Below are 26,439 nucleotides of genomic sequence, written 5' to 3'. Positions count from 1 at the left end.
AGTGAGTAAGTGGTGAGACGCCATAGTGGGCGCCCCTTACCGGACCTGGTGAGGGGCGCCCACGCGCGTGCTCAGCCCGCGACCGGAAGCCCGGCGGCCTTCCACGCCTGGAACCCGCCGATGAGGTCGGTCGCGTGGCGCAGCCCCAACTGCCGCAGGGAGACGGCCGCGAGGCTCGACGCGTAGCCCTCGTTGCAGATCACGACGACCCGCAGGTCGTGGCCCGTGGCCTCTGCGGCACGGTGGCTGCCCTGCGGGTCCAGGCGCCACTCCAGTTCGTTGCGCTCGACGACGAGGGCCCCGGGGATCAAGCCGTCGCGCTCGCGCAGGGCGGCGTACCGGATGTCGACCAGGAGTCCTCCCGCGGCCGCGGTGTCCCGCGCCTCCTCCGCAGTGACCCGGTCGAGGTCGAGACGCACGCGCTCCAGCAGTGTGTCGATCCCGACGGGAGATTCGCCGGTGACGGGGTGCGGGTCGGTGACGGGGTACGCGTCGGTGCCCGGACGTTCACCGGTGGGGTGCTCGCTCACTGCCAGTCCTCCGGGCGTTCCACGGACTCCAGGCGCAGGACCGCCCCCGTGCGGCTGTAGCGGCGGATGCGCGGCAGCGGCGGATAGTAGGCATGCACGGAGATGGCGTGCTCGCCCGTGGACTCGTTCAGCACCTCGTGCACGTGGTTCTGGCCGAATGCCCTGCCCTTGCCGGCCGTCAACTCCCGCTCACGATCGACCCCTTCGGACAGCTCCAGGGTCTTCCAGCCGTCGGTGGGCAGCCGGGCCGCGAGCGCGTTCTCCTTGAGGGTGCCGGCAGCCGTGAAGAAGGCACCCACCGACTCCGCGTGGTCATGCCATCCGGTGCCGGTGCCGGGCGGCCAGCCGATCAGCCAGGCCTCGCTGCCGCCGGGCCCTTCGAGACGCACCCAGGTACGCCCCTCGGGGTCCAGCGGAAGTGACGCGATGAGCTCGGCATCGGCGGCGCTCCTGCGTACGAACTCGAGGAGCTCGGCGGCGGTGGGCGGGGACGCGGACCCCGCCGTGGAGGCATGGGCGGCAGACGCACGAGGGGTGGATACAGGGGCAGGAGCAGAGACAGAAGCAGACACGGGGACCGTCCTGGAGGTTCGCGGAAGCGCGCGCCAAGAAGAGGGCGCGCAGAGAAGGAAGCGGCGAATTCAGCAGGACGGACGACACACGCAGCCCGCATAGCGGACGAGGTCCATATGGACCCTCCGCCACAGGCGCACATCGGTGTCGGTCACGTTTCGGAGTAGACCATGACGCTACGTGCCGGTCAACTCCTTCTCACTGTGTGGTCGGGCGCCCCGCAGGTGTCCCGCTCGCCGCCTTCTCCGTGGCGTCCGCGCTGTCCGCACGCCGCTTCGGGGACGCTCCGCCCAGGGCCGTCTCGGCCGCCGTGTAGAGCTCGGCGGGGCGCACTCCGGTGAGTGCCGTGACCAGATGACCGTCGGGGCGGATGAGGAGCACCGAGTGCGCGGGGGCTCCGGGGTAACTCTCCGCGACCAGCAGTTCCGCCGGGTGCGGCAGCGCCGTGACGGCGGCCGCGAGCCGGGGCATGATCCCGGCCGTCATCCAGTGCCGCCGCTCCCACACCACCGTGCCGGGCGCGACAAGGACGACGAGGAACTGGTTCGCGCCGAGCCGGTCGCGCAACTGCACGAAGGACCCGTCGGGAGCCGTCACCGGCACATCGGCCACGGGTGACCCCGGTTCCGTGCCCACGGCCACCTCGGACTCGGAAGGCGGAGGTGCCAGCGGAGAGTCCGCGTACGACGCGGGTGCGCCGAGGGGCCCGCGTCCCACGTGCCCGTCGGTGAGGAGCGTGTCGTGCCCGCGTGCTGACCCCGGAACGTACGCGCGCAGGCCTTTGCCGCCCCGCAGTATCGGCAGCGCCTGGTCGGCGGCTCGCAGGCGTGCGGCGACACCGGCCCGCCGCTCGGCCTGATAGCTGTTGAGCAGGGCGTCGTGCGACCCGTGGTGCCAGGCCAACGCCAGCTTCCAGGCGAGGTTGTCCGCGTCCCGCAGTCCTTCGTCGAGCCCTTGCGTACCGAGCGCGCCGAGCAGGTGCGCGGCGTCGCCCGCGAGGAAGGCACGGCCGACTCGCCACCGGCGGGCCAGTCGGTGGTGGACGGTGTGCACACCGGTGTCCAGCAGTTCGTAGGGCGGGGTGGAGCCGCCGCACCAGCCCGCGAGGGTCTCGCGGATACGCACCACGAGCGCGTCCGGCGTCACGAGCTCACCGCGCGGCGGCAGCAGCCAGTCGAGCCGCCACACTCCGCCGGCGAGCGGACGCCCCGTCACCTCGGCGCCTCCGTGCCGCCACGGAGGCATCCGGTGCAACAACGCCTGGCCGGGCCCGGGAAGTTCCGTGCGCAGCGCGGCCACGGCGTGTCGCTCGACGGCCGTACGCCCCGGGAAGCGGACGTCGAGGAGCTTGCGCACGGTGGACCGTGGCCCGTCGCAGCCCACCAGATAACTGCCGCGCCACCATGTGTCCTTGGGGCCACGGGTGTGGGCGGTCAGCCCGTCCGCGTCCTGTTCCAGGGAGTCGAGCTTGCTCTCCACCGCCACCTTGACGAGGCGTTCCTCGGCGATGGCCGCGCGCAGGGCGCCGGTCAGGGCGTGCTGGGGCACATGGAGGGGGGCCGGTACCTCATCACTGAACGTGAGCTCCCGCATCAGCTGCTTGCGGCGCAGGGAACGCCAGCCGTCCCACCGCGCGCCCGACTCCTGGCCACCGAACGAGTGACCGGTGAGCCGCTCCATGAGGGCCGCGGTGTCATCCCGCAGGATGACGGTCCGCGCGGGCCGCTGCTCGTCCTTGCCGGGGCCTTCGTCGAGCACGACGGTGGGTACGGAGTGACGCGCGAGAGCCAGGGCGAGCGTGAGCCCCACGGGGCCCGCGCCGACGACGATCACCGGGTCCACGGTGCGCACCCTCCCGCCGCAAGGGCCCGGGAGCGCTGGACGTACGTACAGGAACTGGCAGTTGGAGCCCGGTGCACGATCACAGAACGTATGCAACCCATTGCCGGTGCTTGCGTCAAGTGACGACGTCGGGAGGAGGCGCCGTAAATACAGGAGGCAGCGGCCTCATGGCCGCTGCCTCCTGTGCAGTGTGTCTGTCGTGCTGGTGGCTGGTGGGGTCGAGTCAGCCTGCGCCTGCGCTGTTGTCCCCGTAACCATGGTCCGGCGCCCGGACCGTCTTGGGGCCGATCGTCTCCAGGTTCTCGAGCGCCTCGGGGCCCACCACGGCCCCCGTGCTCTTCTTGGAGCGGCGCATGCGGCGCTCCAGCCAGGAAGCCAGGCTGGTGAGCAGCAGGTTCAGCACGATGAAGATCACCGCGACCACGATGAAGCTGGGGATGACGCTGCCGTAGAACGACGCCGCCGTCTTCCGGGCGTTGAGCAGCTCGGTGAAGTTGAGCATCGCCCCGCCGAGCGCGGTGTCCTTCACGATGACGACGAGCTGGCTGACCAGCGCCGGTAGCATCGCGGTCACGGACTGCGGAAGCAGCACGCTCGTCATCGTCTGGCCCTTGCGCAGGCCGATCGCCTTGGCGGCCTCCGTCTGGCCCCTGGGCAGCGACAGGATGCCCGCGCGCACGATCTCGGCGAGCACGGAGGCGTTGTAGAGCACCAGACCGGTGACCACCGCGTACATCGGGCGTGCTTCGGTGCTGATGCCGGTGGACACCGCGTAGAACTGGTTGGCGAAGACCATCAGGATCAGGACCGGGATCGCCCGGAAGAACTCGACGACGGCACCGGCGGGAATCCTGACCCACCTGTGGTCGGAGAGCCGTGCGATACCGAAGAGCGCGCCCAGTGGAAGGGCGATCAGCATGGAGAGGCCGGCGGCCTTCAGCGTGTTCGCGAGGCCCGGCAGCAGGTACGTCGTCCATGACTCGGAGTCAGCGAGCCAAGGCTCCCATTTGGCCCATTCCAGCTGCCCCTTGTCGGACATCATGCCCCAGGCCCACCAGAGGCCCAGAAGCATGAGGACGAGGAAGAGCAGGGAGAGAAGGACATTGCGCCGTTTGGCGCGCGGCCCGGGTGCGTCGTAGAGGACGGAGGTCATCGCTTCACCGCCAGACGCTTGCCGAGCCACCCGAGTATCAGGCCCGTCGGCAGGGTCAGCACCACGAATCCAAGCGCGAAAATCGCGGCGATGAGGAACAACTGCGCCTCATTCTCGATCATTTCCTTCATCAGCAGAGCCGCCTCCGCCACGCCGATGGCCGCCGCGACCGTGGTGTTCTTCGTCAGGGCGATCAATACGTTGGTGAGGGGGCCGATCACGGAGCGGAAGGCCTGCGGCAGCACGATGAGGCCGAGGACCTGGCTGAAGCTCAGGCCGAGGGCACGTGCCGCTTCCGCCTGACCGAGCGGCACGGTGTTGATTCCGGACCGCACCGCCTCGCACACGAAAGCTGCCGTGTAGGCGCCGAGGCCCAGAACCGCAAGACGGAAGCCCAGGAGGTCGAAGTCGTTGGCCGCGCCCAGGGTGATGCCGAAGACGTCGGCGAGCCCGAGCGAGCTGAACACGATGATGACGGTCAGCGGGATGTTCCGCACGATGTTGACGTATGCGGTGCCGAACCAGCGCATGACCGGAACCGGGCTGACGCGCATGGCGGCCAGCAAAGTGCCCCAGACCATGGAACCGATGCCTGCGAAGACGGTGAGCTTCACCGTCATCCAGAAGGCCTCGAGCAAGTCGTAGTCTTCAAGAAAGTCGAACACGATCTCCCGCGCTCTCGCATGTGGTGATGGCGAGGTACGCCGCCGCGCTCCGGCGGCGGCGTACCGGCGTCTGCCCTGTCAGTGGACCGGCTTCAGAAGCCGCCCCCGCGGGGTCACTTGACGATGTCGCCGATCTTCGGGGCGGGCTCGTTCTTGTAGTTGGCCGGGCCGAAGTTCTTCTTCACGGCCTCGTCCCAGGACTTGTCCTCGACCATCTTGGTCAGGGCGGCGTCGATCTTCTTCTGGAGGGCGGAGTCGCCCTTCTTGAGGCCGATGCCGTAGTTCTCGTTGGTCAGCTTCAGGCCGGCGAGCTTGTACTTGCCCTTGTACTGCTCCTGCGCGGCGTAACCGGCGAGGATCGAGTCGTCCGTGGTCAGCGCGTCGACGGCGCCGCTGCCAAGTCCGTCGATGCACTCGGAGTAGGTGCCGTACTCACGCAGCTGGGCCTTCGGCGCGATCTCCTTCTTGACGTTCTGCGCCGAGGTGGAGCCGGTGACCGAGCAGAGCTTCTTGCCGTTGAGGTCCGTACCCTTGGTGATCTTGTCATCGGACCGGACCAGGAGGTCCTGGTGGGCAAGGAGGTACGGTCCCGCGAAGTCGACCTTCTTCTTGCGCTCGTCGTTGATGGAGTACGACGCCGCGATGAACTTCACGTCACCACGCTGCAGTGCGGTCTCGCGGTCCGCGCTGGGGGTTTCCTTCCACTCGATGTCTCCGGCCTCGTAGCCGAGCTCCTTGGCGACGTAGGTCGCGACATCGACGTCGAATCCCGTGTAGCCGTCCGGCGTCTTCAGGCCGATGCCCGGCTGGTCGAACTTGATGCCGATGGCGATCTTCTTGCCGCCGCCGGAACCCTTGTCGTCCTTGTCGTCCGAGCCGCCGCAAGCCGTGGCGGTGACGGAGAGCGCGAGTACGGCGGCAGCAGCCGCGGTGACCTTGCGAGCCTTCATGGTGAACATCCTTTGTTTCGGCAGAAGAGTGGTGAGACGCACGGGGAGCTGTGCGTCAGTGGTGAAGAATCTTCGACAGGAAGTCCTTGGCCCGGTCGCTGCGCGGGTTGCTGAAGAACTGGTCCGGCACGGCCTCTTCGACGATGCGGCCGTCCGCCATGAAGACGACGCGGTTGGCCGCGGAGCGGGCGAAGCCCATCTCGTGGGTGACGACGACCATGGTCATGCCGTCACGCGCGAGCTGCTGCATGACTTCCAGGACCTCGTTGATCATCTCGGGGTCGAGCGCCGACGTGGGCTCGTCGAAGAGCATGACCTTGGGGTCCATCGCCAACGCGCGGGCGATCGCCACACGTTGCTGCTGGCCGCCGGAGAGCTGCGCGGGGTACTTGTCGGCCTGGGTGGCGACACCCACACGGTCCAGGAGGCCGCGCGCCTTCGTCTCGGCTTCCGCCTTCGACGTCTTGCGCACCTTGATCTGGCCCAGCATCACGTTCTCGAGCACGGTCTTGTGCGCGAAAAGGTTGAAGGACTGGAAGACCATTCCCACGTCCGCACGGAGCTTGGCGAGTTCCTTGCCCTCCTGGGGCAGCGGCTTGCCGTCGATCGAGATGTCTCCCGACTCGACCGTCTCCAGGCGGTTGATGGCGCGGCACAGTGTCGACTTGCCCGACCCGGAGGGGCCGATCACGACGACGACCTCACCGCGGGTGATGGTCAGGTCGATGTCCTGGAGGACGTGCAGAGCGCCGAAGTGCTTGTTGACGTTCTTCAGCACGACCAGGTCGTCCGCCCCGGGCGGTATGGCGTCCTTGGTCACCGAAACTTCGGTCACGGGTTGTTGCTCCATCCTCCTCGGTTGGGAGGACAGTAATAACCCGGTGCGACCAGCGTCATTACATCTGAGGGGAAATTGAGCATAACGATCCGGCCGCAACCGGACACTCCGCGTGAAGGGGACGCCGCGCGTGCGTACCGGCTACATAACGGAACGTGCCCGTGACCCGAACGCACTTGACGCGGTCCTTATCCATCGGCGTGGATGCCTTGGTGCCTGTGCACGCGCGCGTACCGGCCATCGGCGAGCGCGGACCGAACGACCGATGAACCGGAGGGGGCCTGTATGAGACTGCTCCTCGTCGAGGACGACGATCATGTGGCCGCCGCCCTGTCCGCGGTCCTGGCCAGGCACGGCTTCGACGTCGTGCACGCCCGCAGCGGCGAGGAAGCGCTGCAAGCCCTGCTGCCCGGCGAAACGGCACCCTTCGGAGTCGTTCTCCTCGACCTGGGGCTGCCCGATCAGGACGGCTACGAGGTGTGCGGAAAGATCCGGAAGCGCGGATCGACGCCCGTGATCATGGTGACGGCGCGTGCCGACGTGCGCTCGCGGATCCACGGCCTGAACCTCGGGGCCGATGACTACGTGGTGAAGCCGTACGACACCGGGGAGCTCATCGCCCGCATCCACGCGGTCATCCGCCGGCCCCCGTCCGGCGCCGCCGCGGGCCCCGCGGACAGCGAACTGCGCCTCGGTTCCGTACGCATCGAACTCCCCACCCGGCAGGTCAGTGTGGACGGTTCGACGGTCCAGCTGACCCGCAAGGAGTTCGATCTGCTCGCGCTCCTCGCGCAGCGGCCCGGCGTGGTGTTCCGCCGGGAACAGATCATCAGCGAGGTGTGGCGCACCAGCTGGGAGGGAACGGGACGCACGCTCGAGGTGCATGTCGCCTCCCTGCGCTCCAAGTTGCACATGCCGGCCCTGATCGAGACCGTCCGGGGCGTGGGCTATCGGCTCGTGGCCCCGGCCGCGTAGCGAGTAGCGAGGTCAGGTGCGCTCTCGCCTCCTCCCGCTGCTCATCGTCCTCATGGCGGGTGTGCTGCTCGCGCTCGGCTTCCCGCTCGCGGTGAGCGTGGCGGCGGCGCAGCAGCAGAAGGTGGTCATCGACCGGATCGACGACACGGCGCGGTTCGCGTCACTCGCGCAGTTCGTCACGAAACGTCCCACGGGCTCGCGTCTGCGGGACAAGGACGAACGGCGCGAAACCCTCCAGACCGAACTTGACTACTACCACGAGGTCTACGGGATCAAGGCGGGCGTCTTCTTCCGGGACGGTGAGCCCATGGCTCACGCCCCCGGGGACTGGTTCCTGCCCCCCAGGGGCGCCGAGGTGCGCGAGGCCTTCAAAGAGGCCCTCAGGTCCCGTGGGAGCCACGATCCGCGCCAGGTCTGGCCCTGGCAGCGCGGCCGGCTCGTCGTCGCCTCCCCGGTGATCAGGGACGGGGACGTCATCGCTGTCGTCGTCACCGACTCGCCCACCGGACGCATGCGTTCGCAGACCCTGCAGGGATGGCTGCTCATCGGTGCCGGCGAGCTGGCGGCGATGCTTCTCGCGGTCGGTGCCGCACTGCGCCTCACCGGCTGGGTGCTGCGCCCGGTACGGGTCCTGGACGCGACCACGCACGACATCGCCACGGGCCGGCTGAAGTCGAGGGTGGCGGCCGCGGGCGGACCGCCGGAACTGAGGCGCCTCGCCCGGTCGTTCAACGAGATGGCCGACAACGTCCAGGACGTGCTCGAGCAGCAGCGGGCCTTCGTCGCCGACGCCTCGCACCAACTGCGCAACCCGCTCTCCGCGCTGCTGCTCCGCATCGAACTGCTCGCCCTCGAACTGCCCGAGGGGAACGAGGAGATCGCCTCCGTGCGCACCGAGGGCAAACGCCTCGCCCAGGTGCTCGACGACCTCTTGGGCCTCGCCCTGGCCGAGCACGCCGATGCCGATCTGCAGCTCACCGACATCGGGGAGCTCGCGGCCGAACGGGTCGGTGCCTGGCGGCCGCTCGCCGAGGAGCGCGGGGTGCGGCTGACGGGCAACTGCCCGGCGACCACCGGCTGGGCCGACCCGGTCGCCCTGTCCAGCGCCCTGGACGCGGTGATCGACAACGCCCTCAAGTTCACGCCCGAGGGCGAGGAGGTGCGGGTGGAGGTCTCCTGGAGCGGTGAGCGGACGACCATCGTGATCACGGACGGCGGCCCCGGCCTCACGGAGGACGAGCTCGCGCGCATCGGCGACCGGTTCTGGCGCAGCAATCGCCATCAGAACGTCAAGGGGTCCGGCCTCGGCCTGTCCATCTCGCGCGCCCTGCTCACCGCGGGCGGCGGCTTCATCACGTACGAGCAGCACGAGCCGCACGGACTGCGGGTGACCGTCGGGGTGCCGCGCGGCGAACCCGGGCACCAAGCCTGACGGCGACGGCGAGCGACGGCAACGGCTACGGCTTGACCGACCGGTAGTAGCGGCGCGCACCCTCGTGCAGGGCCAGGGGGTCCGTGTAGAGCGCCGTCCGCAGGTCCACCAGCTGGGCCGCGTGCACCTTGCCGCCGATGTGGTCGCGGCTGTCGATCACCGTGCGGGTCAGCCCCTCGGTCAGCTTCGGGTCCGCCCGGTCGGTCGTCACCAGGAGGTTCGCCACGGCCAGGGTGGGTACGGCGTCGTTCTGCTGGGCGGCCGGGTAGGCGTCGGCGGGCATCACCGCGGCCCGGTAGTAGCGGGAGGCCCCGCCCTGTTCGTGCAGGGCCTCGACGAGGGTGCCGAGCTCGACGAGGCGGATGTCGAACTCCTCGGAGAGCACCCGCACCGTGGTGGTCGGCAGCCCGCCCGACCAGAAGAAGGCGTCGATGTCGCCCTTCTTGAGGAGGTCGGGCGCCTTGTCGATGCCGGCGTGCACCGCCGTGAGGTCCTTCTCGGGATCGAGGCCGGCGGCCTTGAGCACCCGGTCCGCTATCAGCCGCACACCCGAGCGCGGCTGCCCCACGGCCACCTTCTTGCCCCGCAGATCCTGCGCCTTGTCGATGTCCGACGAGCGCCGGACGACGAGCTGCACGTAGTCGTCGTACAGCCGCGCACACCCCCGGAGCCCGTCCGCGCCCGCACGCCCCTCCAGGCGGTACTTCTCCACGGCGTCGGCGGCCGCGATGGTGAAGTCGGCCTTCCCCGTGGCCACCCGCTCGACGTTCTGCTGCGACCCCTCGCTGTTGAGGAGCTCCACGTCCACCTTGGGCATGTCATGGGAGACCGCGGTCCTCAGGAGCTTGCCGTACCGCTCGTACACCGCGTTCTTCACGCCTGTGCTGAACGTCATCCGGCCCCCCGGAGAGTCGTCGCCCACCGGGACGAGCCACCACATCAGGAGTCCGAAGACCACGAGGGCGGCCGCCGCACCCTGGAGTGCGCGCCGCCTGCTGAGGTGGGGGAGTGCCGTGAGCATGCGCGCGATCCTGCCAGGCCACTCGCCACCATGGCCAGGGCCGAGCTCCCGGCGGGGACACTCCTGCGACCGCCTACCCTTGTCACATGAGCAGCGGCGACCGGGGACAGGCAGTGGGCGTTAAAGGAACGTACGAGGTACGCACTTACGGGTGCCAGATGAACGTCCACGATTCGGAGCGCCTCTCCGGTCTCCTGGAGGGGGCCGGATACGAACGCGCGCCCGAGGGCTCGGACGGCGACGCCGATGTGGTCGTCTTCAACACGTGTGCCGTGCGGGAGAACGCCGACAACCGTCTGTACGGGAACCTCGGCCGCCTGGCGCCGATGAAGACCAAGCGGCCCGGCATGCAGATCGCCGTCGGCGGCTGCCTGGCCCAGAAGGACCGCGACACCATCGTCAAGAAGGCCCCTTGGGTCGACGTGGTCTTCGGTACGCACAACATCGGCAAGCTGCCGGTCCTCCTGGAGCGGGCCCGCGTCCAGGAAGAGGCACAGGTCGAGATCGCCGAATCCCTGGAGGCGTTCCCCTCGACGCTGCCCACGCGCCGCGAGAGCGCGTACGCGGCATGGGTCTCCATCTCCGTGGGCTGCAACAACACCTGCACGTTCTGCATCGTGCCCGCCCTGCGCGGCAAGGAGAAGGACCGCAGGACCGGTGACATCCTCGCCGAGATCGAGGCGCTCGTCGCCGAGGGCGTCTCCGAGATCACGCTGCTCGGCCAGAACGTGAACGCGTACGGCTCGGACATCGGTGACCGCGAGGCCTTCAGCAAGCTCCTGCGGGCCTGCGGGAAGATCGAGGGCCTGGAGCGCGTGCGCTTCACGTCCCCGCACCCGCGCGACTTCACCGACGACGTGATCGCCGCGATGGCCGAGACGCCGAACGTGATGCCGCAGCTGCACATGCCGCTCCAGTCGGGCTCGGACCCGATCCTGAAGGCGATGCGCCGCTCGTACCGCCAGGACCGCTTCCTCGGCATCATCGAGAAGGTCCGCGCCGCCATGCCCGAGGCCGCGATCACCACCGACATCATCGTCGGCTTCCCCGGGGAGACCGAGGAGGACTTCGAGCAGACGATGCACGTGGTCCGCGAGGCCCGCTTCGCCAACGCCTTCACCTTCCAGTACTCCAAGCGCCCCGGTACGCCCGCGGCCACCATGGAGGGGCAGATCCCCAAGGAGGTCGTGCAGGCGCGCTACATGCGTCTGTCCGCCCTCCAGGAGGAGATCGCCTGGGACGAGAACAAGAAGCAGGTCGGCAGGACCCTCGACCTGATGGTGGCCGAGGGCGAGGGCCGCAAGGACGGCTCCACCCACCGCCTCTCCGGGCGCGCCCCGGACAACCGCCTCGTCCACTTCACCAAGCCGGACACCCAGGTCCGCCCCGGTGATGTCGTGACGGTCGAGATCACGTACGCGGCGCCGCACCACCTGCTCGCCGAGGGCCCCGTCCTGAACGTGCGCCCCACGCGCGCGGGCGACGCCTGGGAGAAGCGCAACGCCGAGGCGGCCGCGAAGCCCGCGGGCGTGATGCTCGGGCTGCCGAAGATCGGCGCCCCCGAGCCGCTGCCGGTTGCCTCCGGCAGCGGATGCGGCTGCGACTGACCTGGACGAGCGCGTACGGGGAGAGCGGCGGACAACGGGGGATGGGCCGATGGCGCGCTGGGCGCTGATGATGGAGAACCCTCCGGGGCCGGGGGCTTGGCATCTGTTCGAGCTGATGGCCACGGTGGACGGCACGCGTGAGGAAGCAGTGCAGCGGTTCGCGGAGTTCGTCCGCCTGTACCGCCCCAAGCACCCGCGCCATCCCGTACGGATGCGGCGCTACCGCACGGCCGACGGCTGGATGGTGATCGGCGACGGCTCGTCCGGCGGCTCCTTCCCGTACCGCTTCTCGGTCTCCGAGCTGGAGTGGGACTCCGGACCGATCTCCTACTAGCGCGCCGGCGGGCGTTACGCTGCGGATCATGCTTGTCGCCGCAGCCGTCTGCCCCTGCCCGCCCCTGCTCGTCCCCGAGGTGGCCGCGGGTGCCGCCCCCGAACTGGACGCCGCGCGCGCCGCGTGCACGGACGCCATCGGGGTGCTCGCGGCCGCCCGCGCCGACCGGCTCGTCGTGGTCGGCCCCGCCGGGGAGAGCGGGCGTGGCCCGCATCCGCAGGGTGCGCGTGGGTCCTTCCGTGGCTTCGGTGTGGACCTTGACGTACGCCTCGGGCCCTCCGCCGACAAGGTGACGGAGCACGTCCTTCCGCCGTCGCTCGCCGTGGCCGCCTGGCTGCTCGACCGTACGGAGTGGTCCGCCGCCCCGCTGGAAGGTCTCGGGGTGGGGGAATCTCTGGAGGCCGAGGGGTGTATTCGAGCCGGCAGGGACATCGCAGCGGGGGCCGACCGCGTGGCGCTCCTGGTGATGGGCGACGCCAGCGCGTGCCGCACGCTGAAGGCACCGGGGTATCTCGACGAGCGGGCGGCCGGCTTCGACGCGGAGGTCGCTCGTGCGCTGGGTGCCGCGGACGTCGAGGCGCTCAGGACGCTGGACGAGGAATTGGCGCGTGAACTGAAGGCGGCGGGGCGGGCGCCGTGGCAGGTGCTCGCGGGCGCGGCCGAGGGTGCGGGCCTGAGCGGCGAGCTGCTCTACGAGGACGCTCCGTACGGCGTCGGGTATCTGGTGGCCGCCTGGTCGTAGCGGCCCGCGCGGTCCGAGCCGCACGCGGACCGAGGAGCCGTCCCAGAACCTTGAGCGTCCCCGAACCTTGAGCCGTCCCGAAACCCTGCCGTGCCCGCGGCCGAGGGCGACCGACGCACGGCGACGGCCGCGAAGCTGGTGGCGCTCCACGGCCGTCCGCCGGACTCGTTCAGCGGGTGACCTGGCCGGCGTACTCAGTCGGCGATCCGGCGCCGTGACGCGTCCGGTGAGCCGACGAGTGATTCAGCCGGTGGTTCAGGGAGCCGGAGGAGGCGTGGGAGGGGTGGGCCCGCCACCCGCGTCCTTGCCCTCGTCGGGCGTCCCGGCGAGGCGGTCCACGGCGTCCTTCGCCTTGCCCGTCCCCGTCTGGATCTTGTCGCTGTACTTGCCCTTGGTCTTGGCGTCGACCACCTTCGCGGCCTTGTCGAGACCTTGGTCGATCTTGTCCCCGTGCTGCTGGGCGAGGCCCGCGACCTTGTCCTTCGCCGGGGCGAGCTTGCTCTTCAGGTTCTGCAGGAAGCCCATCGGTCACCTTCCCTCGCCGGGGGAGTCACTTGCGGGCGCCTTCGTCGGCTTCGTCGTTGTCGGCCGCCTTCTCGGCGGACTGCTGCTTCGGGATGTCCACGTTCTCCCCGGAGGCTGACTCCGCGTCGTCCGATTCGTCCCCGGCCTTGCTCTCGGACTCCGACTCGGTCTTGGCCTCGGCCGCCACTTCTGCCTTCGCCTCGGTCTTCTCGCCGGACTTCGCGTCGTCCGCGGCAGCGGTCTTGGGCTCGTCCGCGACGGCAGCCTCGGCCTTGGCCTCCTTCTTGTCGGCCTCGGGCTCGGTGGACGCCCCGGCCGCTTCCGCCTCGGCCTTGGGGGTGCCCGCAGCCGCCTCGGCTGTGGACGCCTCTTCCGTGTCCTTGGACTTCCTACGGAACCGTGCAAAAACGCCCATATCTACTCCATACGGTACTCGTGTGGGCGAAATCCCGCGCCGCCCGGTGCGCCCTGTTGCGCCTCCCGGGTCGCCGATCCTCAAAACCGGCGGCCGGAACCTCGCAACAGGCAACGACCCCGGACGTGTGGCGTCACGTAGCTCGTTCGGGAAGTCGCCGCGGGGTTTGCGAGACTGGGGCGGTGAGTAGAGCAGCTCCCGCACCGCGGGTCATCGCCGTCGTCGGGCCGACCGCGGCAGGAAAGTCCGATCTGGGCGTTTTCCTGGCCCAGCGTCTCGGCGGCGAAGTCGTCAACGCAGACTCCATGCAGCTCTACAGAGGGATGGACATCGGAACCGCCAAGCTGACGCTCGAAGAGCGCGACGGAGTGCCGCACCACCTCCTCGACATCTGGGACGTCACGGAGGCCGCGAGCGTCGCCGAGTACCAGAAGCTGGCGCGCGCCGAGATCGACCGCCTCCTTGCCGACGGGCGCTGGCCGATCCTGGTCGGCGGCTCCGGGCTCTACGTCAGGGGCGCCGTCGACCACCTGGAGTTCCCCGGCACCGACCCCGAGGTCCGGGCCCGCCTGGAGGACGAGCTCGCCCTCCACGGCCCCGGCGCGCTCCATGCCCGCCTCGCCGCCGCCGACCCGGGAGCGGGCCAGGCCATCCTGCCCAGCAACGGCCGCCGGATCGTCCGTGCCCTCGAGGTCATCGAGATCACCGGCAAACCCTTCACCGCCAACCTCCCCGGCCACGACTCCGTCTACGACACCGTCCAGATCGGCGTCGACGTCGGCCGTCCCGAACTCGACGAACGCATCGCCACGCGCGTGGACCGCATGTGGGACGCGGGTCTCGTCGACGAGGTGCGGTCCCTGGAGGCCGAGGGGCTGCGCGAGGGGCGTACGGCGTCGCGTGCGCTCGGGTACCAGCAGGTGCTCGCGGCGCTCGCGGGGGAGTGCACCGATGACGAGGCGCGCGCGGAGACCGTGCGCGCGACCAAGCGTTTCGCGCGCCGCCAGGACTCGTGGTTCCGCCGCGATCCCCGGGTGCACTGGCTCAGTGGTGCCATGACCGATCGAGGGGAACTCCCTGGACGGGCAATGGCGTTGGTCGAACGAGCGGTCACAGCCTGATCACGTGATGGCATCGGGACGCTCCGGCGGTCATCCGGGCCCCTGGCGCCGTGCCATCATCGACCATCGATCGACCAGTGGAGTCCGAAGCGGGAGGGCGGATGGCGATGGAGGCCGGCCCTCGTGACACCGCGCATGGCGGCGGCGAGCTGACCCCGGACGGCCCTGACGAGGTGCCGGGCGGCGTGACCGACGACGGTCCCGTGGCGGACGCGATGGCCGCGGCGGAAGTCGAGGTCGAACTGCGACCGCAGCGCCGACTCCGCATCTGGCAGCTCGCGCCGATCGTCGTACTCGCAGCCGCCGGATCGCTGATGTTCGCCTTCCCGCTGGCCTTCGAGTTCGGGGACGGCGGCGCCGTCGTCGCCATGCTCGGACTCCTCATCAGCAGCTGTGCCGCGGGCTGGGGCATGATGGCCGCCCGCCGCGTGGGGCACACCTGGCCCGGGCTGCCGGAGCGCGGTTCCGGACGCCGCCCGGACTGGCGGATCGTCTCCGCGTACGCCCTGGTCTTCCTCGCCGTCGCCGTCCTCGCCGTGTGGCGGGTCGCGCGCCTTCGCTGACGGCGTCGCACCAGGTCAGAGCCCTGACGGGCACCTTGACGACTGACTGTCCTCGGTACCCCGTACGATCGAGGAATGAGCACGCGGATCGCCTTCCTCAAGGGGCACGGGACCGAGAACGACTTCGTGATCATCCCGGACCCCGACAACGCCGTCGCGCTGCCCCCGGCCGCTGTCGCCGCCCTGTGCGACCGCCGTGCGGGCATCGGGGGCGACGGTCTGCTGCACGTCGTGCGTTCCGCGGCACACCCCGAGGCGCGCCACCTGGCCGCCGAGGCCGAATGGTTCATGGACTACCGCAACGGCGACGGTTCGATCGCCGAGATGTGCGGCAACGGCGTGCGCGTGTTCGCCCGCTATCTGCAGCGCGCCGGTCTGGTGGGCGAGGGTGATCTTGCCGTCGCGACCCGGGGCGGCGTGAAGACCGTTCACATCGCGAAGGCCGCGGCCGGCGGGGACGTCACCGTGGGCATGGGCAAGGCGTCCTTCCCCGAAGGGGATGTCACCGTCTCCGTGGCCGACCGGCACTGGCCCGCGCGCAACGTGAACATGGGCAACCCGCACGCGGTCGCCTTCGTCGACGACCTGGCCCACGCGGGCAGCCTGTACGACGCGCCACCATTCAGCCCCGCCTCGGCCTTCCCGCAGGGGGTGAACGTCGAGTTCGTCGTCGACCGCGGCCCGCGCCACGTCGCCATGCGGGTGCACGAGCGCGGTGCGGGCGAGACCCGTTCGTGCGGCACGGGCGCGTGTGCCGTGGCCGTCGCGGCGGCGCGCAGGGACGGGGCTGACCCCGTGACGACCGGTTCGCCGGTCACGTACACCGTCGATCTGCCCGGTGGGAGCCTGGTGATCACCGAGCGGCCCGACGGCGAGATCGAGATGACGGGCCCCGCGGTGATCGTCGCCGAAGGCGTGATCGACGCGGAATGGCTCGAAACTGTAAACCCGTGAACTGTCGCTCGAATGGGTGATCCGTTTCACGCTCGGCGAGAGGCGGTCAGCGGCGCGTGATGGGCTCGGTAGCATCAAGCACCGGCCCGGACGGAGCACGCCGTCGTCCGCTCACCGCCGGTCGGAGCAGCCGGAGGTGCCCATGAGTGCGGAGGCTACAAACCCTGCGATGTCTGGCCCCGTGACGCCCGGAGCCCAGCGCAGGCGCGGTCGTCCGCGGCTTGACCTGCGCAGGCTCGGCCGAGCGGCCCTGCTCGGGCCCGCCACGCGGGACCGGTTGCCGGACGCGATCGGCCATGTGGCGGAAGCCCACCGCGCCCACTACCCGGACGCGGACCTGGAGCCCCTGCGGCGCGCGTGGGTCCTCGCGGAGTCCTCCCACCGCGGCCAGATGCGCAAGAGTGGTGAGCCGTACATCACACATCCGCTCGCGGTGACCCTGATCCTCGCCCAACTGGGTGCCGAGACCACCACCTTGACCGCGTCCCTGCTCCACGACACCGTCGAGGACACCGATGTGACGCTCGATCAGGTGCGCACGGAATTCGGCGACGACGTCTGCTATCTGGTCGACGGCGTCACGAAGCTGGAGAAGGTCGACTACGGGGCGGCGGCCGAGCCCGAGACCTTCCGCAAGATGCTCGTGGCCACCGGCAACGACGTACGCGTCATGTCGATCAAACTGGCCGACCGCCTGCACAACATGCGCACGCTCGGTGTCATGCGCCCCGAGAAACAGGCACGGATCGCCAAGGTGACGCGGGACGTGCTCATCCCCCTCGCCGAACGTCTCGGCGTACAGGCGCTCAAGACCGAGCTGGAGGACCTCGTCTTCGCGATTCTCCACCCGGAGGAGTACGCCGAGGTCGAAGAGCTGATCGCGGCCAACGCGGCCGACGGCGGTGACCCGCTGGAAGGGACGGCGGACAATGTCCGCGCGGTGCTGCGCGAGGCGGGCATCACGGCCGAAGTCCTCATCAGGCCCCGGCACTACGTCTCGGTCCACCGGGTGCACCGCAAACGCGGCGAGATGCGCGCGGCCGACTTCGGACGGCTCCTGGTGTTGGTGAACGAGGACGCGGACTGTTACGGCGTGCTCGGCGAGCTGCACACCTGCTTCACGCCGGTGGTCTCGGAGTTCAAGGACTTCATCGCCGTACCGAAGTTCAACCTCTACCAATCGCTGCACACGGCCGTGGCCCGCCCGGACGGAACGGTCGCCGAAGTGCTCATCCGTACGCACCAGATGCACAAGGTCGCCGAAGCAGGCGTCGTCGCGCTGCGCAATCCCTACGCCCCTCCTTCGGAGGAGCAGTCCGACGCCGCCACCGAGGCCCCCTCAGAGGTCGCTGTGGAGGGTGAGCGCGCCGACCCGACCCGGCCCGGCTGGCTCTCCCGCCTGCTCGACTGGCAGGAAGCGGCCCCCGACCCCGACACGTTCTGGTCCACCCTTCGCGAAGACCTCGCCCAGGACCGGGAGATCGCCGTCTTCCGCCCCGACGGCGGCACCCTCGGTCTGCCCGCGGGCGCGAGCTGCGTGGACGCCGCCTACGCCCAGTACGGCGAGGACGCCCACGCCTGCATCGGCGCCCGCGTCAACGGACGCCTCGCGACGCTGAGCACGGTCCTGCGGGACGGTGACACGGTCCAGCTGCTCATGGGGCAGGACGCGGCGTCCGGGCCCTCCCGGGAGTGGCTCGACCACGCCCGCACACCCGGCGCGCGCATCGCCATCCGGCGCTGGCTGACGACCCACCCCACGCCCGCCCCACCCGCCGCGTCGGCCCCGGAGAAGACGACCCCCGCGCCCCCGCCGCAGGCCGCCGACTTCCCGCGCCCCGCGGCGGCGAACGCCGTGGTGGACAGGGAGGGCGCGACCGTACGCCTCGCCGGGTGCTGTACGCCGGTGCCGCCCGACGAGGTGACCGCCTTCGCCGTACGCGGCGGGGTCGTCACCGTGCACCGCGTCGAGTGTCCGGCCGTCGCGCGCATGAAGGAAGTGGGGCGTGCGGAGGTCGGCGTGCGCTGGGGAGACAGCGCGGAGTGCCGGGTCACCTTGATCGCCGAGTCGTTCGGGCGGGCGCATCTGCTGGCCGACCTCACCGAAGCCATCGCCCTGGAGGGCGTCGAGGTCATGTCGGCGACCGTCGAGCCGCCGACACAGCAGCGCGTGCGCCACACGTACACGCTGCAACTGCCGGACGCGGCGCACCTTCCGGGACTGATGCGCGCGATGCGGGCCGTGCCCGGTGTGTACGACGTCAGCCGCGCCCAGCACCCGGCGGCAGCGAACTCCTAGGAGTCGCCCCGCGTGACGGCGTCGCCTCAGCCGCCTACTGGCGACCCGTTCGAGTGGTGTGACGCGCGCCGACACCGGTGTGGAAGGTTCGCGCTGATAGCGGTAGTTCATGCTGCTCACCCCCCGGGTCAAGGCCTCGCGGCCGAAGACTCTCCGCATCGCGACCGCGCTCCTGGCCGCGGTCACCTCCGCCACCCTGCTCGCCGCGAGCGCGCCGTCACCGGCCACACCGCTCGGCATCGGCGACCGCCTCTTCCCGCACCTGGGCAACCCCGGGTACGACGTCCTGGCGTACGACATCGCCTTCACCTACCGCGGCGACAACAAGAAGCCGCTCGACGCCGTCACGGTGATCGACGCCCGCGTGAGCGAACCGCTGGAGCGGGTCAACCTGGACTTCGCCCACGGCAAGGTCCGCTCCGCCGAGGTCAACGGCGCACCCGCCCGTTTCGAGACCACCGGTGAGGACCTGGTCGTCACGCCGGCCCGGCCGCTGGGTCAGGGCGAGCGGATGCGGGTCACGGTCCGGCACACCAGCGACCCCGCGCCCACGAAGAACCAGGACGGCGGCTGGGTGCCCACCGCCGACGGGCTCGCCATGGCCAATCAGGCCGACGCCGGGCACCGCGTGTTCCCGTGCAACGACCACCCCGCCGACAAGGCACACTTCACGTTCCGTGTGACCACCCCGAAGGGGCTCACCGCCGTCGCCAACGGCCTGCCTGTCGCCACGGCGCACACGGGGCCCATCACGACCCGGGTCTTCCGCACCCACCACCCCATGGCGACCGAACTGGCGCAGGTGTCCATCGGCCGCTCCACCGTGGTCCACCGCTCCGGGCCGCACGGCCTCCCCGTACGCGATGTGGTGCCCACCAAGGACCGCAAGGCGATGGAGCGCTGGCTGAAGAAGACGCCGGACCAGATCCGCTGGATGGAGGAGAAGGTCGGCCGCTACCCCTTCGAGGCGTACGGCGTACTGATGGCGCAGGCGCGGACCGGCTTCGAACTCGAGACGCAGACCCTCTCCCTCTTCGAGAGCGACCTGTTCAAGCGGCCCGAGTACCCCGAGTGGTACGTGGACTCGATCATGGTGCACGAGCTGGCGCACCAGTGGTTCGGCGACAGCGTGAGCCCGCGATCCTGGTCCGATCTCTGGCTCAACGAAGGGCACGCCACCTGGTACGAGGCCCTCTTCGCCGAGGAGAAGTCGAAGAAGCCCCTCCAGAAGCGGATGCGTGAGGCCTACCGGCAGTCGGACAGCTGGCGCGCGGCGGGCGGACCGCCGGCCGCGCCGAAGGGCCCCGCGCCGGGCCAGAAGATCAGCATCTTCCGGCCGGTGGTGTACGACGGCAGCGCGCTGGTGCTCTACGCGCTGCGGCAGGAGATCGGCCAGGACGACTTCGACCGCCTGGAGCGCGATTTCGTGCGCACCTACCGGGACGGGAACGCGACGACCGCTGACTTCGTGCGGCTCGCCTCGTCGACCGCGGGCCGTGATCTTAGCGGCTTCTTCGACGCCTGGCTGTACGGCGCGAAGACACCGCCGATGCCGGGCCACCCGGACTGGCGTAAGGCGGCTCCGACAGGGAAATAACCCGGGTGACGAGACGGGCCGTTCCGTGCAACCATCTTCAGGTCGGCGCCGCTGCGGCTCCGGGAAAACCCTTCGGGGGGATCTCAGGGACCGCGTCGGCCGGCCCGGGGAATCTCGGGGCGGCCCCGAGCGTTGACCCCTATGAAGAATCCCATCGACGTAAGGATCCAATGACCTCCTCTTCTTCCCCTTCCCAGGACGCGCAGAGCCTCGCGCAGAACTACACCGAAGGTCTTCGGGCCGATGCCCTGATGGAAGAGGACGTCGCCTGGAGCCACGGACACGACGGAGAGCGGGACGGCGAACAGTTCGACCGCTCCGAGCGCGCGGCTCTGCGCCGCGTCGCCGGCCTCTCCACCGAGCTCGAGGACGTCACCGAGGTCGAGTACCGACAGCTCCGTCTGGAGCGAGTGGTGCTCGTCGGAGTGTGGACCTCGGGCACAGTGCAGGACGCGGAGAACTCGGTCGCCGAGCTGGCCGCTCTCGCCGAGACGGCGGGCGCGCTCGTGCTCGACGGCGTCATCCAGCGCCGCGACAAGCCCGACCCGGCGACGTACATCGGATCCGGCAAGGCCCAGGAGCTGCGTGACATCGTCCTCGAGACCGGGGCCGACACCGTCGTGTGTGACGGTGAACTGAGCCCTGGCCAGCTGATTCACCTGGAAGACGTCGTCAAGGTCAAGGTGGTCGACAGGACCGCCCTGATCCTCGACATCTTCGCCCAGCACGCCAAGTCCCGAGAGGGCAAGGCGCAGGTCGCCCTTGCCCAGATGCAGTACATGCTCCCGCGCCTCCGTGGCTGGGGTCAGTCGCTCTCCCGTCAGATGGGCGGCGGCGGATCCAGTGGTGGCGGTGGCATGGCGACACGTGGTCCCGGTGAGACCAAGATCGAGACGGACCGGCGTCGGATCCGCGAGAAGATGGCGAAGATGCGCCGGGAGATCGCGGACATGAAGACGGGCCGCGAGATCAAGCGCCAGGAGCGCAAGCGCAACAAGGTGCCGTCGGTCGCGATCGCCGGTTACACGAACGCGGGCAAGTCCTCCCTGCTCAACCGCCTCACGGGCGCGGGCGTCCTGGTGGAGAACTCCCTGTTCGCCACCCTCGACCCGACCGTGCGCCGGGCCGAGACGCCGAGCGGCCGGATCTACACCCTGGCCGACACCGTCGGGTTCGTACGGCATCTGCCGCACCACCTCGTCGAGGCGTTCCGCTCCACGATGGAGGAGGTCGGCGAGTCCGACCTGATCCTGCACGTGGTGGACGGTTCGCACCCGGTGCCGGAGGAACAGCTGGCCGCCGTGCGTGAGGTGATCCGTGACGTGGGCGCGACGGACGTGCCCGAGATCGTGATCGTCAACAAGGCGGACGCGGCCGATCCACTGGTCCTCCAGCGGCTCCTGCGCAACGAGAAGCACGCGATCGCGGTCTCCGCGCGCACGGGCGCTGGCATCGAAGAGCTGCTGGCGCTGATCGACACCGAGCTGCCCCGGCCCGAGGTCGAGATCGAGGCCCTCGTGCCGTACACCCAGGGTCAGCTCATCTCGCGGGCGCACGCCGAGGGCGAGGTGCTCTCCGAGGAGCACACCGCCGACGGCACGCTGCTCAAGGCGAAGGTGCACGCGGAACTGGCGGCGGATCTCGCGCCGTACGTCCCGGTCGCCGGCTGAACGCAGGCCCGGACAGGCGCGGTTCGCGCCGTTCGGTCCGCATGACGAAGGCCCGCCCCCTTTCGCATGGGGCGGGCCTTCGCCGTGTCAGGTACGAGGTGCGGCGGTCGCCCGCCGTACGGCTACTTGGAGCCGTACTTCTCGCTCATCATGTCGTAGACCTGCTCGGCGCCCTTGCCGAGCTGCGGTCCGGCCAGCCAAGTGTTCTCGGCCGGGCCGATCGAGGTGTTCGAGACCAGCTGCGTCTTGCCGCCCACCATCCGGAACCACCCGCCGCCGGACGAACCGCCGGTCATGGTGCAGCCGATGCGGTACATGGTCGGCTGGGCGGAGGTCAGCGAGAGACGGCCCGGCTTGTCGATGCACTTGTGCATGATCTGGCCGTTGTACGGCGGAGCGGCGGGGTAACCCCAGGCGCCCATCGAGCTCACGCTCTGGGCCGACGGCACCGAGAAGTCCACCGCGAGGGCGTTGCCGACGGTCTCCTCGAGGGACTTCGAGCCCTGCTCCGGCTTCACGTGCATCACGGCGTAGTCGTACGGTGCGCCGGCGCCGCCCGAAGAGGCGCCCTGGTCGATCCACTCGGCGGAGGTCGAGACCCAGTCGGCCCAGTACTGGCCGTAGGGGGCGACTTCCTGCGGGGCCGCGTTGCTCAGCTCCGCCTCGGACTTGCCGAGGTCGTTGTAGGCAGGCACGAAGGTGATGTTGCGGTACCAGCCACCGGCGGAACCGGCGTGCACGCAATGGCCCGCGGTCCACACGAGGTTGGACTTGCCCGGGTTGCGCGGGTCCTTCACGACCGTGCCGGAGCAGACCATCGAGCCCTCGGGGGAGTCGAAGAAGATCTTGCCGACCGGTGCGGCGTTCTTGTGGTACGGGGTCTTCTCGGGCTTGGCCTGGACCGGCGACGGCTCGGGGTCGGTCGCGCCCTGGTCGGAAGGTGCGTCCTTCGCGGCGATCGTCTTCTTCGGGTCCTTGGCCTTCTTCATCCGCTCGGGCTTCCAGAGGCCCTCGATGACGGGATTGACGAAGTCCTTGGACTCGCGGAGCCAGTCGTCCTTGTCCCAGTTCTTCCAGGCCCCGTCCTTCCACTTGTCCGGGTCGATGCCGTGGTCCTTCAGCTTGTCGGCGATGTCGCCGGGCAGCTTGGCATCGGAGCCCGTGTCGGTGTCGGAACCCTTGTCGGCGCCCTGCGCGGTGTCGGAACCCGCCTTGTCGCCGGCCTTGTTGTCGCTGGGACCGCAGGCCGTGGCGGTGAGTGCCAGAGTCGCGGCGAGCCCGGTCGCGGCGAGTGCGAGACGTCGCCCGCGACTGCGCGCGAAGGGCGCACGAATGGAACGCATGCTGTGGTAACCCCCGAATTGAACGCGTGATTGCTGCAATTGCCATGTACTTGTCATGTGTGGGCGAGGGTGCTCCGGGAGCTCCCCGCCGACGCGACACCTCACTATGCCTGTGTGATTGAGGACGAATGACGGCGGGGTCGTGAAGGTTTGCGGCGACCCCGCCGTCGTGCGTCAAGCGGCCCTGCGTGGTGGCTACTTGTCGGCGTACTTCTTGCTCACCGCGTCGTAGATGCCCTTGGCTCCCTTGCCGAGCCGCGGACCCGCCAGCCAGCCGGCCGTCACCGGGCCGATGGAGGTGTTGGACACCAGGGCGGGCTTGCCGTCCGAGCCCTCGGCGACCCAGCCGCCGCCGGACGAACCACCGGTCATCGTGCAGCCGATGCGGTACATCGTGGGGTCGGGCTTGCTGATCGAGAGGCGGCCCGGCTTGTCGGCGCACTGGAACGCCTTCTGGCCGTCGAACGGCGGAGCCGCCGGGTAGCCGGTCGCCGTCATGTCGGCGATCTGCGGCACGGCCGGGGCGTTGAAGTCCACCGGGAGCGCCGAACCGACCTGCTCCTCGAGCGACTGACCCTCGCTGCCCTTCTCGGGCGTGACGTGGATGACCGCGTAGTCGTACGGCGCGCCCGTGCCGCCCGTCGGGCCACCCTTCTCGATCCACTGGTCGGAGGTCTGTGCCCAGTCGCCCCACCAGACGCCGTGCGGAGCGACCTCTTCCTTGGGGGCGTTCTGCAGCTCGGCGGCCGACTTGCCGCTGTTGTTGTACGAGGGCACGAAGGCGATGTTGCGGTACCAGCCGCCCTTGGCGCCGGCGTGCACGCAGTGACCCGCGGTCCACACCATGTTGGACTTGCCCGGGTGCGCCGGGTCCTCGACGACGGTGGCCGAGCAGACCATCGAGCCTTCGGGGCCGTCGAAGAACAGCTTGCCCGAGGCCGGAGCGGCGGCGTCGTACGGCGTCTTCAGGGCCGCCGCCTCCACCGGCTCGGGCGTCGGGTCGGTCACGCCCTGGTCGCCGGAGATGTCGTTGTCGTCGACACCGCGGTCGGGGTTCTTGTCCGCGTCACGCATGCGGTCCGAGTCCCACAGACCTTCGATGATCGGGTTGACGTAGTCACCGGCCTCGCGGAGCCAGTCGTCCTTGTCCCAGTTCTTCCAGGCCCCGTCCCGCCACTTGTCCAGGTCGATGCCGTGGTCCTTGAGCCGGTCCTGGAGGTCCTGCGGGATCTTGACCTTGCCGTTGCCGTTGCCGTCGTCGTTGCCGCCGTCGGCGGCCTGGGAGGCGGCCGGATCGTCGCCCGCGTTGTCCTCGCTCGGACCACAGGCCGTCGCGGTCAGGACGAGTGCCGCGCCGATGGCGACAGCGGCCGCCACGGGGGAGGTCCTGCCGCGCGCGCTCTTCCCACGACGAGCGGTATTGAGCGGGCGTATGGGTCGCATAGTAGAGATTCCCCCTGGGCTTCGAGATCGTTCACATGCCGGACACCGCGTGCGGCGCGGAGCGCCGAGCACCGTACTCGCGTGACGCTGCGCACCCCTGCCGCGGATGAACGGCCCCCCACACTATGCCGGTGCCGTAGGGGACAGCCGACGGAACGGCAACGGTTCCGTCACGGCAAGGATCTTCCGAAGACCCGTGCTTCTCCGCAGTCCCCGTCGTTGGTACGTACGGGGGAGTGGCGGCCTGCGTTCATCCCCCTGCCAACTCGTCGGAGCGCTCGCCCAGATCGAGTGGGAAGCGCCCATTCCCAGCGGGAGGACCAACAGTCGTGGCCGTGACCGAGCCGGCGCCCTCGGCGGTTGCCGCGGGACCCTCCGCTCCCGTCGCCTCCGTGGGGCACTCCGCAGCACACGAGGGGATCCTGCGACGCCAGTCGGCGCGCGAGTCGGCCGCGCGTACGTACGCGCGCGCCCTGCCGATCGTGCCGGTACGGGCACGCGGCCTGACGATCGAGGGCGCCGACGGACAGCGCTACCTCGACTGCCTCTCGGGCGCGGGGACCCTGGCCCTCGGGCACAACCACCCGGTCGTGCTCGAGGCGATCAGAAAGGTCCTCGACTCGGGGGCGCCGCTGCACGTGCTCGATCTGGCCACGCCGGTCAAGGACGCCTTCACCACCGAGCTGTTCCACACGCTGCCCCGCGAACTCGCCGACCGCGCGCGGATCCAGTTCTGCGGCCCCGCCGGCACGGACGCGGTGGAAGCCGCGCTCAAACTCGTGCGGACGGCGACCGGGCGCGACGGCATGCTCGCGTTCACCGGCGCCTATCACGGGATGACGGCAGGGGCGCTCTCCGCATCCGGCGGCGCACCGGACGTACGCGTGGCCCGCCTCCCCTATCCGCAGGACTACCGCTGCCCGTTCGGCATCGGCGGTGCGGACGGCGCCGAACTCGCCGCCCGCTGGACCGAGAACCTCCTCGACGACACCAAGTCAGGGGTGCCCCGCCCGGCCGGGATGATCCTCGAACCGGTGCAGGGCGAGGGCGGTGTGAACCCCGCCCCCGACGGCTGGATGCGCCGGATGCGCGAGATCACCGAGGCACGCTCCATCCCGCTCATCGCGGACGAGGTCCAGACCGGCGTCGGGCGCACCGGCACCTTCTGGGCCGTCGAGCACAGCGGTGTGGTTCCGGACGTGATGGTGCTGTCCAAGGCCATCGGCGGCAGCCTGCCCCTGGCCGTGGTCATCTACCGCGACGACCTCGACGTCTGGCAACCGGGGGCCCACGCGGGAACCTTCCGCGGTAACCAGCTCGCCATGGCGGCGGGCGCGGCCACCCTCGCGTACGTCCGTGAGAACGGCCTCGCGGAACGCGCGGGCGCCCTGGGCACCCGCATGCTCACCCAGTTGCGGTCGCTCGCCACCGAACACCCCTGTATCGGCGACGTACGCGGCCGAGGTCTGATGATCGGCGTCGAACTCGTGGACCCCGCCGGCGCCAGTGGCACGGGCCAGGGCGCTCCTAGTGGCGTACGCCCGTCCGCTCCGAGTGACACAGGCGCCCCGGGCGGTGCCCTGAGCCGCGCCCCGCGACCGCTTCCCCCCGCGCCCGAACTCGCCGCCGCGGTGCAACGCGAATGTCTGCGCCGCGGCCTCATCGTCGAGCTGGGCGGACGGCACTCCAGTGTCGTACGCCTCCTTCCTCCTCTCACCATCACCGACGAGCAGGCGGCCGCGATCCTCGACCGCCTCTCCGACGCGATCTCCGCGGCGGCGCGTCCGCACCACGGATAGCCACACCGGACCCGGGCCGTCCCGCGGACGGCCAAGAGACATCAGCAC

25 protein-coding genes are annotated in these 26,439 nt (G+C 70.1%); 12 read left to right on the top strand and 13 right to left on the bottom strand.

Annotated elements, in window-relative coordinates; all coding sequences use genetic code 11:
- Positions 1 to 71: 71 nt before the first annotated feature.
- The 8 genes from ACWGIH_RS13975 to ACWGIH_RS13940 all read right to left on the bottom strand — a co-directional run bounded on the left by ACWGIH_RS13975 (position 72) and on the right by ACWGIH_RS13940 (position 6,548).
- Positions 72 to 440, bottom strand: a complete 369-nt coding sequence (locus ACWGIH_RS13975; RefSeq protein WP_453443491.1) for a rhodanese-like domain-containing protein — start codon at positions 438 to 440, stop codon at positions 72 to 74.
- An 86-nt stretch (positions 441 to 526) separates the two neighbouring features.
- The gene (locus ACWGIH_RS13970) at positions 527 to 1,102 is read right to left on the bottom strand and encodes a cysteine dioxygenase (protein WP_453443443.1); all 576 of its coding nucleotides are present in this window, start codon (positions 1,100 to 1,102) and stop codon (positions 527 to 529) included.
- Between the two features lie 69 nt (positions 1,103 to 1,171).
- Entirely contained in the window at positions 1,172 to 1,243 is a 72-nt protein-coding gene (locus ACWGIH_RS13965; RefSeq protein ID WP_309544753.1) for a putative leader peptide, read from the bottom strand.
- A gap of 58 nt (positions 1,244 to 1,301) precedes the next feature.
- On the bottom strand, positions 1,302 to 2,945 hold the full coding sequence (locus ACWGIH_RS13960; protein WP_453443441.1) for an FAD-dependent monooxygenase: 1,644 nt from the start codon (positions 2,943 to 2,945) through the stop codon (positions 1,302 to 1,304).
- A gap of 223 nt (positions 2,946 to 3,168) precedes the next feature.
- Complete coding sequence (locus ACWGIH_RS13955; protein WP_453443439.1) at positions 3,169 to 4,098, bottom strand: amino acid ABC transporter permease; 930 nt, start codon at positions 4,096 to 4,098, stop codon at positions 3,169 to 3,171.
- The gene (locus ACWGIH_RS13950; protein WP_453443438.1) at positions 4,095 to 4,763 is read right to left on the bottom strand and encodes an amino acid ABC transporter permease; all 669 of its coding nucleotides are present in this window, start codon (positions 4,761 to 4,763) and stop codon (positions 4,095 to 4,097) included. Before ACWGIH_RS13950 ends, ACWGIH_RS13955 begins: the two co-directional genes overlap by 4 nt.
- A 113-nt stretch (positions 4,764 to 4,876) precedes the next feature.
- Complete coding sequence (locus ACWGIH_RS13945; protein ID WP_453443436.1) at positions 4,877 to 5,713, bottom strand: glutamate ABC transporter substrate-binding protein; 837 nt, start codon at positions 5,711 to 5,713, stop codon at positions 4,877 to 4,879.
- Positions 5,714 to 5,768: 55 nt separating this feature from the next.
- Positions 5,769 to 6,548, bottom strand: a complete 780-nt coding sequence (locus ACWGIH_RS13940) for an amino acid ABC transporter ATP-binding protein (protein WP_453443434.1) — start codon at positions 6,546 to 6,548, stop codon at positions 5,769 to 5,771.
- 288 nt (positions 6,549 to 6,836) lie between these two features.
- On the opposite strand from ACWGIH_RS13940, the gene ACWGIH_RS13935 reads away from it, so the two are divergent.
- Entirely contained in the window at positions 6,837 to 7,526 is a 690-nt protein-coding gene (locus ACWGIH_RS13935; protein WP_351173498.1) for a response regulator transcription factor, read from the top strand.
- A gap of 16 nt (positions 7,527 to 7,542) precedes the next feature.
- Entirely contained in the window at positions 7,543 to 8,958 is a 1,416-nt protein-coding gene (locus ACWGIH_RS13930) for an ATP-binding protein (RefSeq protein ID WP_453443432.1), read from the top strand.
- A gap of 25 nt (positions 8,959 to 8,983) precedes the next feature.
- Here ACWGIH_RS13930 and ACWGIH_RS13925 read toward each other — a convergent pair whose 3' ends face one another.
- On the bottom strand, positions 8,984 to 9,979 hold the full coding sequence (locus ACWGIH_RS13925) for a TAXI family TRAP transporter solute-binding subunit (RefSeq protein ID WP_453443430.1): 996 nt from the start codon (positions 9,977 to 9,979) through the stop codon (positions 8,984 to 8,986).
- Positions 9,980 to 10,065: 86 nt separating this feature from the next.
- On the opposite strand from ACWGIH_RS13925, the gene miaB reads away from it, so the two are divergent.
- From miaB to ACWGIH_RS13910, 3 genes are read left to right on the top strand one after another with little or no spacing between them, the layout of a single operon-like run.
- The gene (gene miaB / locus ACWGIH_RS13920; protein ID WP_453443428.1) at positions 10,066 to 11,586 is read left to right on the top strand and encodes a tRNA (N6-isopentenyl adenosine(37)-C2)-methylthiotransferase MiaB; all 1,521 of its coding nucleotides are present in this window, start codon (positions 10,066 to 10,068) and stop codon (positions 11,584 to 11,586) included.
- 49 nt (positions 11,587 to 11,635) lie between these two features.
- Positions 11,636 to 11,920: a hypothetical protein gene (locus ACWGIH_RS13915; protein ID WP_453443426.1), complete on the top strand. Its 285-nt coding sequence runs from the start codon at positions 11,636 to 11,638 to the stop codon at positions 11,918 to 11,920.
- A 28-nt stretch (positions 11,921 to 11,948) separates the two neighbouring features.
- Positions 11,949 to 12,662, top strand: a complete 714-nt coding sequence (locus ACWGIH_RS13910; RefSeq protein ID WP_453443425.1) for a class III extradiol dioxygenase subunit B-like domain-containing protein — start codon at positions 11,949 to 11,951, stop codon at positions 12,660 to 12,662.
- Positions 12,663 to 12,917: 255 nt separating this feature from the next.
- On the opposite strand, the gene ACWGIH_RS13905 is transcribed toward ACWGIH_RS13910, so the two are convergent.
- Entirely contained in the window at positions 12,918 to 13,187 is a 270-nt protein-coding gene (locus ACWGIH_RS13905) for an antitoxin (RefSeq protein ID WP_453443424.1), read from the bottom strand.
- A 25-nt stretch (positions 13,188 to 13,212) separates the two neighbouring features.
- A complete protein-coding gene (locus ACWGIH_RS13900; protein WP_453443422.1) occupies positions 13,213 to 13,602 on the bottom strand; it encodes a hypothetical protein in 390 nt (129 codons plus the stop codon).
- Between the two features lie 182 nt (positions 13,603 to 13,784).
- Between ACWGIH_RS13900 and miaA the strand changes: the two genes are divergently transcribed.
- The 6 genes from miaA to hflX all read left to right on the top strand — a co-directional run bounded on the left by miaA (position 13,785) and on the right by hflX (position 21,806).
- A complete protein-coding gene (miaA, locus tag ACWGIH_RS13895; protein ID WP_453443420.1) occupies positions 13,785 to 14,723 on the top strand; it encodes a tRNA (adenosine(37)-N6)-dimethylallyltransferase MiaA in 939 nt (312 codons plus the stop codon).
- 101 nt (positions 14,724 to 14,824) lie between these two features.
- Positions 14,825 to 15,286 (top strand): hypothetical protein, encoded by a 462-nt coding sequence (locus ACWGIH_RS13890; protein ID WP_453443418.1) that lies wholly within the window; start codon positions 14,825 to 14,827, stop codon positions 15,284 to 15,286.
- Positions 15,287 to 15,361: 75 nt separating this feature from the next.
- Entirely contained in the window at positions 15,362 to 16,240 is an 879-nt protein-coding gene (gene dapF, locus ACWGIH_RS13885) for a diaminopimelate epimerase (RefSeq protein ID WP_453443417.1), read from the top strand.
- Between the two features lie 142 nt (positions 16,241 to 16,382).
- Positions 16,383 to 18,539, top strand: a complete 2,157-nt coding sequence (locus ACWGIH_RS13880; protein ID WP_453443416.1) for a RelA/SpoT family protein — start codon at positions 16,383 to 16,385, stop codon at positions 18,537 to 18,539.
- 109 nt (positions 18,540 to 18,648) lie between these two features.
- Positions 18,649 to 20,136, top strand: a complete 1,488-nt coding sequence (locus ACWGIH_RS13875) for a M1 family metallopeptidase (RefSeq protein ID WP_453443415.1) — start codon at positions 18,649 to 18,651, stop codon at positions 20,134 to 20,136.
- Positions 20,137 to 20,306: 170 nt separating this feature from the next.
- Positions 20,307 to 21,806, top strand: a complete 1,500-nt coding sequence (gene hflX / locus ACWGIH_RS13870; RefSeq protein WP_453443413.1) for a GTPase HflX — start codon at positions 20,307 to 20,309, stop codon at positions 21,804 to 21,806.
- Positions 21,807 to 21,928: 122 nt separating this feature from the next.
- Here the strand turns inward: hflX and ACWGIH_RS13865 are convergent, their stop codons facing one another.
- On the bottom strand, positions 21,929 to 23,149 hold the full coding sequence (locus ACWGIH_RS13865; RefSeq protein ID WP_453443412.1) for a trypsin-like serine peptidase: 1,221 nt from the start codon (positions 23,147 to 23,149) through the stop codon (positions 21,929 to 21,931).
- A 195-nt stretch (positions 23,150 to 23,344) separates the two neighbouring features.
- A complete protein-coding gene (locus ACWGIH_RS13860) occupies positions 23,345 to 24,592 on the bottom strand; it encodes a trypsin-like serine peptidase (RefSeq protein ID WP_453443411.1) in 1,248 nt (415 codons plus the stop codon).
- Positions 24,593 to 24,921: 329 nt separating this feature from the next.
- Here ACWGIH_RS13860 and ACWGIH_RS13855 point away from each other — a divergent pair, with 329 nt between their 5' ends.
- Complete coding sequence (locus ACWGIH_RS13855) at positions 24,922 to 26,391, top strand: diaminobutyrate--2-oxoglutarate transaminase family protein (RefSeq protein WP_453443409.1); 1,470 nt, start codon at positions 24,922 to 24,924, stop codon at positions 26,389 to 26,391.
- Positions 26,392 to 26,439: the final 48 nt, after the last annotated feature.

The sequence above is a fragment of the Streptomyces sp. NPDC054872 genome (genome assembly GCF_053610705.1).
This window is presented reverse-complemented; position numbering and strand designations above follow the sequence as displayed.

Excerpts from the sequence above, each read along its gene's own strand:
- ACWGIH_RS13955 (WP_453443439.1), bottom strand. The coding sequence starts at position 4,098 with ATGACCTCCGTCCTCTACGACGCACCCGGGCCGCGCGCCAAACGGCGC.
- ACWGIH_RS13945 (WP_453443436.1), bottom strand. The coding sequence starts at position 5,713 with ATGAAGGCTCGCAAGGTCACCGCGGCTGCTGCCGCCGTACTCGCGCTC.
- ACWGIH_RS13935 (WP_351173498.1), top strand. The coding sequence starts at position 6,837 with ATGAGACTGCTCCTCGTCGAGGACGACGATCATGTGGCCGCCGCCCTG.
- ACWGIH_RS13925 (WP_453443430.1), bottom strand. The coding sequence starts at position 9,979 with ATGCTCACGGCACTCCCCCACCTCAGCAGGCGGCGCGCACTCCAGGGT.
- miaB (WP_453443428.1), top strand. The coding sequence starts at position 10,066 with ATGAGCAGCGGCGACCGGGGACAGGCAGTGGGCGTTAAAGGAACGTAC.
- ACWGIH_RS13915 (WP_453443426.1), top strand. The coding sequence starts at position 11,636 with ATGGCGCGCTGGGCGCTGATGATGGAGAACCCTCCGGGGCCGGGGGCT.
- ACWGIH_RS13910 (WP_453443425.1), top strand. The coding sequence starts at position 11,949 with ATGCTTGTCGCCGCAGCCGTCTGCCCCTGCCCGCCCCTGCTCGTCCCC.
- ACWGIH_RS13905 (WP_453443424.1), bottom strand. The coding sequence starts at position 13,187 with ATGGGCTTCCTGCAGAACCTGAAGAGCAAGCTCGCCCCGGCGAAGGAC.
- ACWGIH_RS13900 (WP_453443422.1), bottom strand. The coding sequence starts at position 13,602 with ATGGGCGTTTTTGCACGGTTCCGTAGGAAGTCCAAGGACACGGAAGAG.
- ACWGIH_RS13890 (WP_453443418.1), top strand. The coding sequence starts at position 14,825 with ATGGCGATGGAGGCCGGCCCTCGTGACACCGCGCATGGCGGCGGCGAG.
- dapF (WP_453443417.1), top strand. The coding sequence starts at position 15,362 with ATGAGCACGCGGATCGCCTTCCTCAAGGGGCACGGGACCGAGAACGAC.
- ACWGIH_RS13880 (WP_453443416.1), top strand. The coding sequence starts at position 16,383 with ATGAGTGCGGAGGCTACAAACCCTGCGATGTCTGGCCCCGTGACGCCC.
- ACWGIH_RS13875 (WP_453443415.1), top strand. The coding sequence starts at position 18,649 with ATGCTGCTCACCCCCCGGGTCAAGGCCTCGCGGCCGAAGACTCTCCGC.
- hflX (WP_453443413.1), top strand. The coding sequence starts at position 20,307 with ATGACCTCCTCTTCTTCCCCTTCCCAGGACGCGCAGAGCCTCGCGCAG.
- ACWGIH_RS13865 (WP_453443412.1), bottom strand. The coding sequence starts at position 23,149 with ATGCGTTCCATTCGTGCGCCCTTCGCGCGCAGTCGCGGGCGACGTCTC.
- ACWGIH_RS13860 (WP_453443411.1), bottom strand. The coding sequence starts at position 24,592 with ATGCGACCCATACGCCCGCTCAATACCGCTCGTCGTGGGAAGAGCGCG.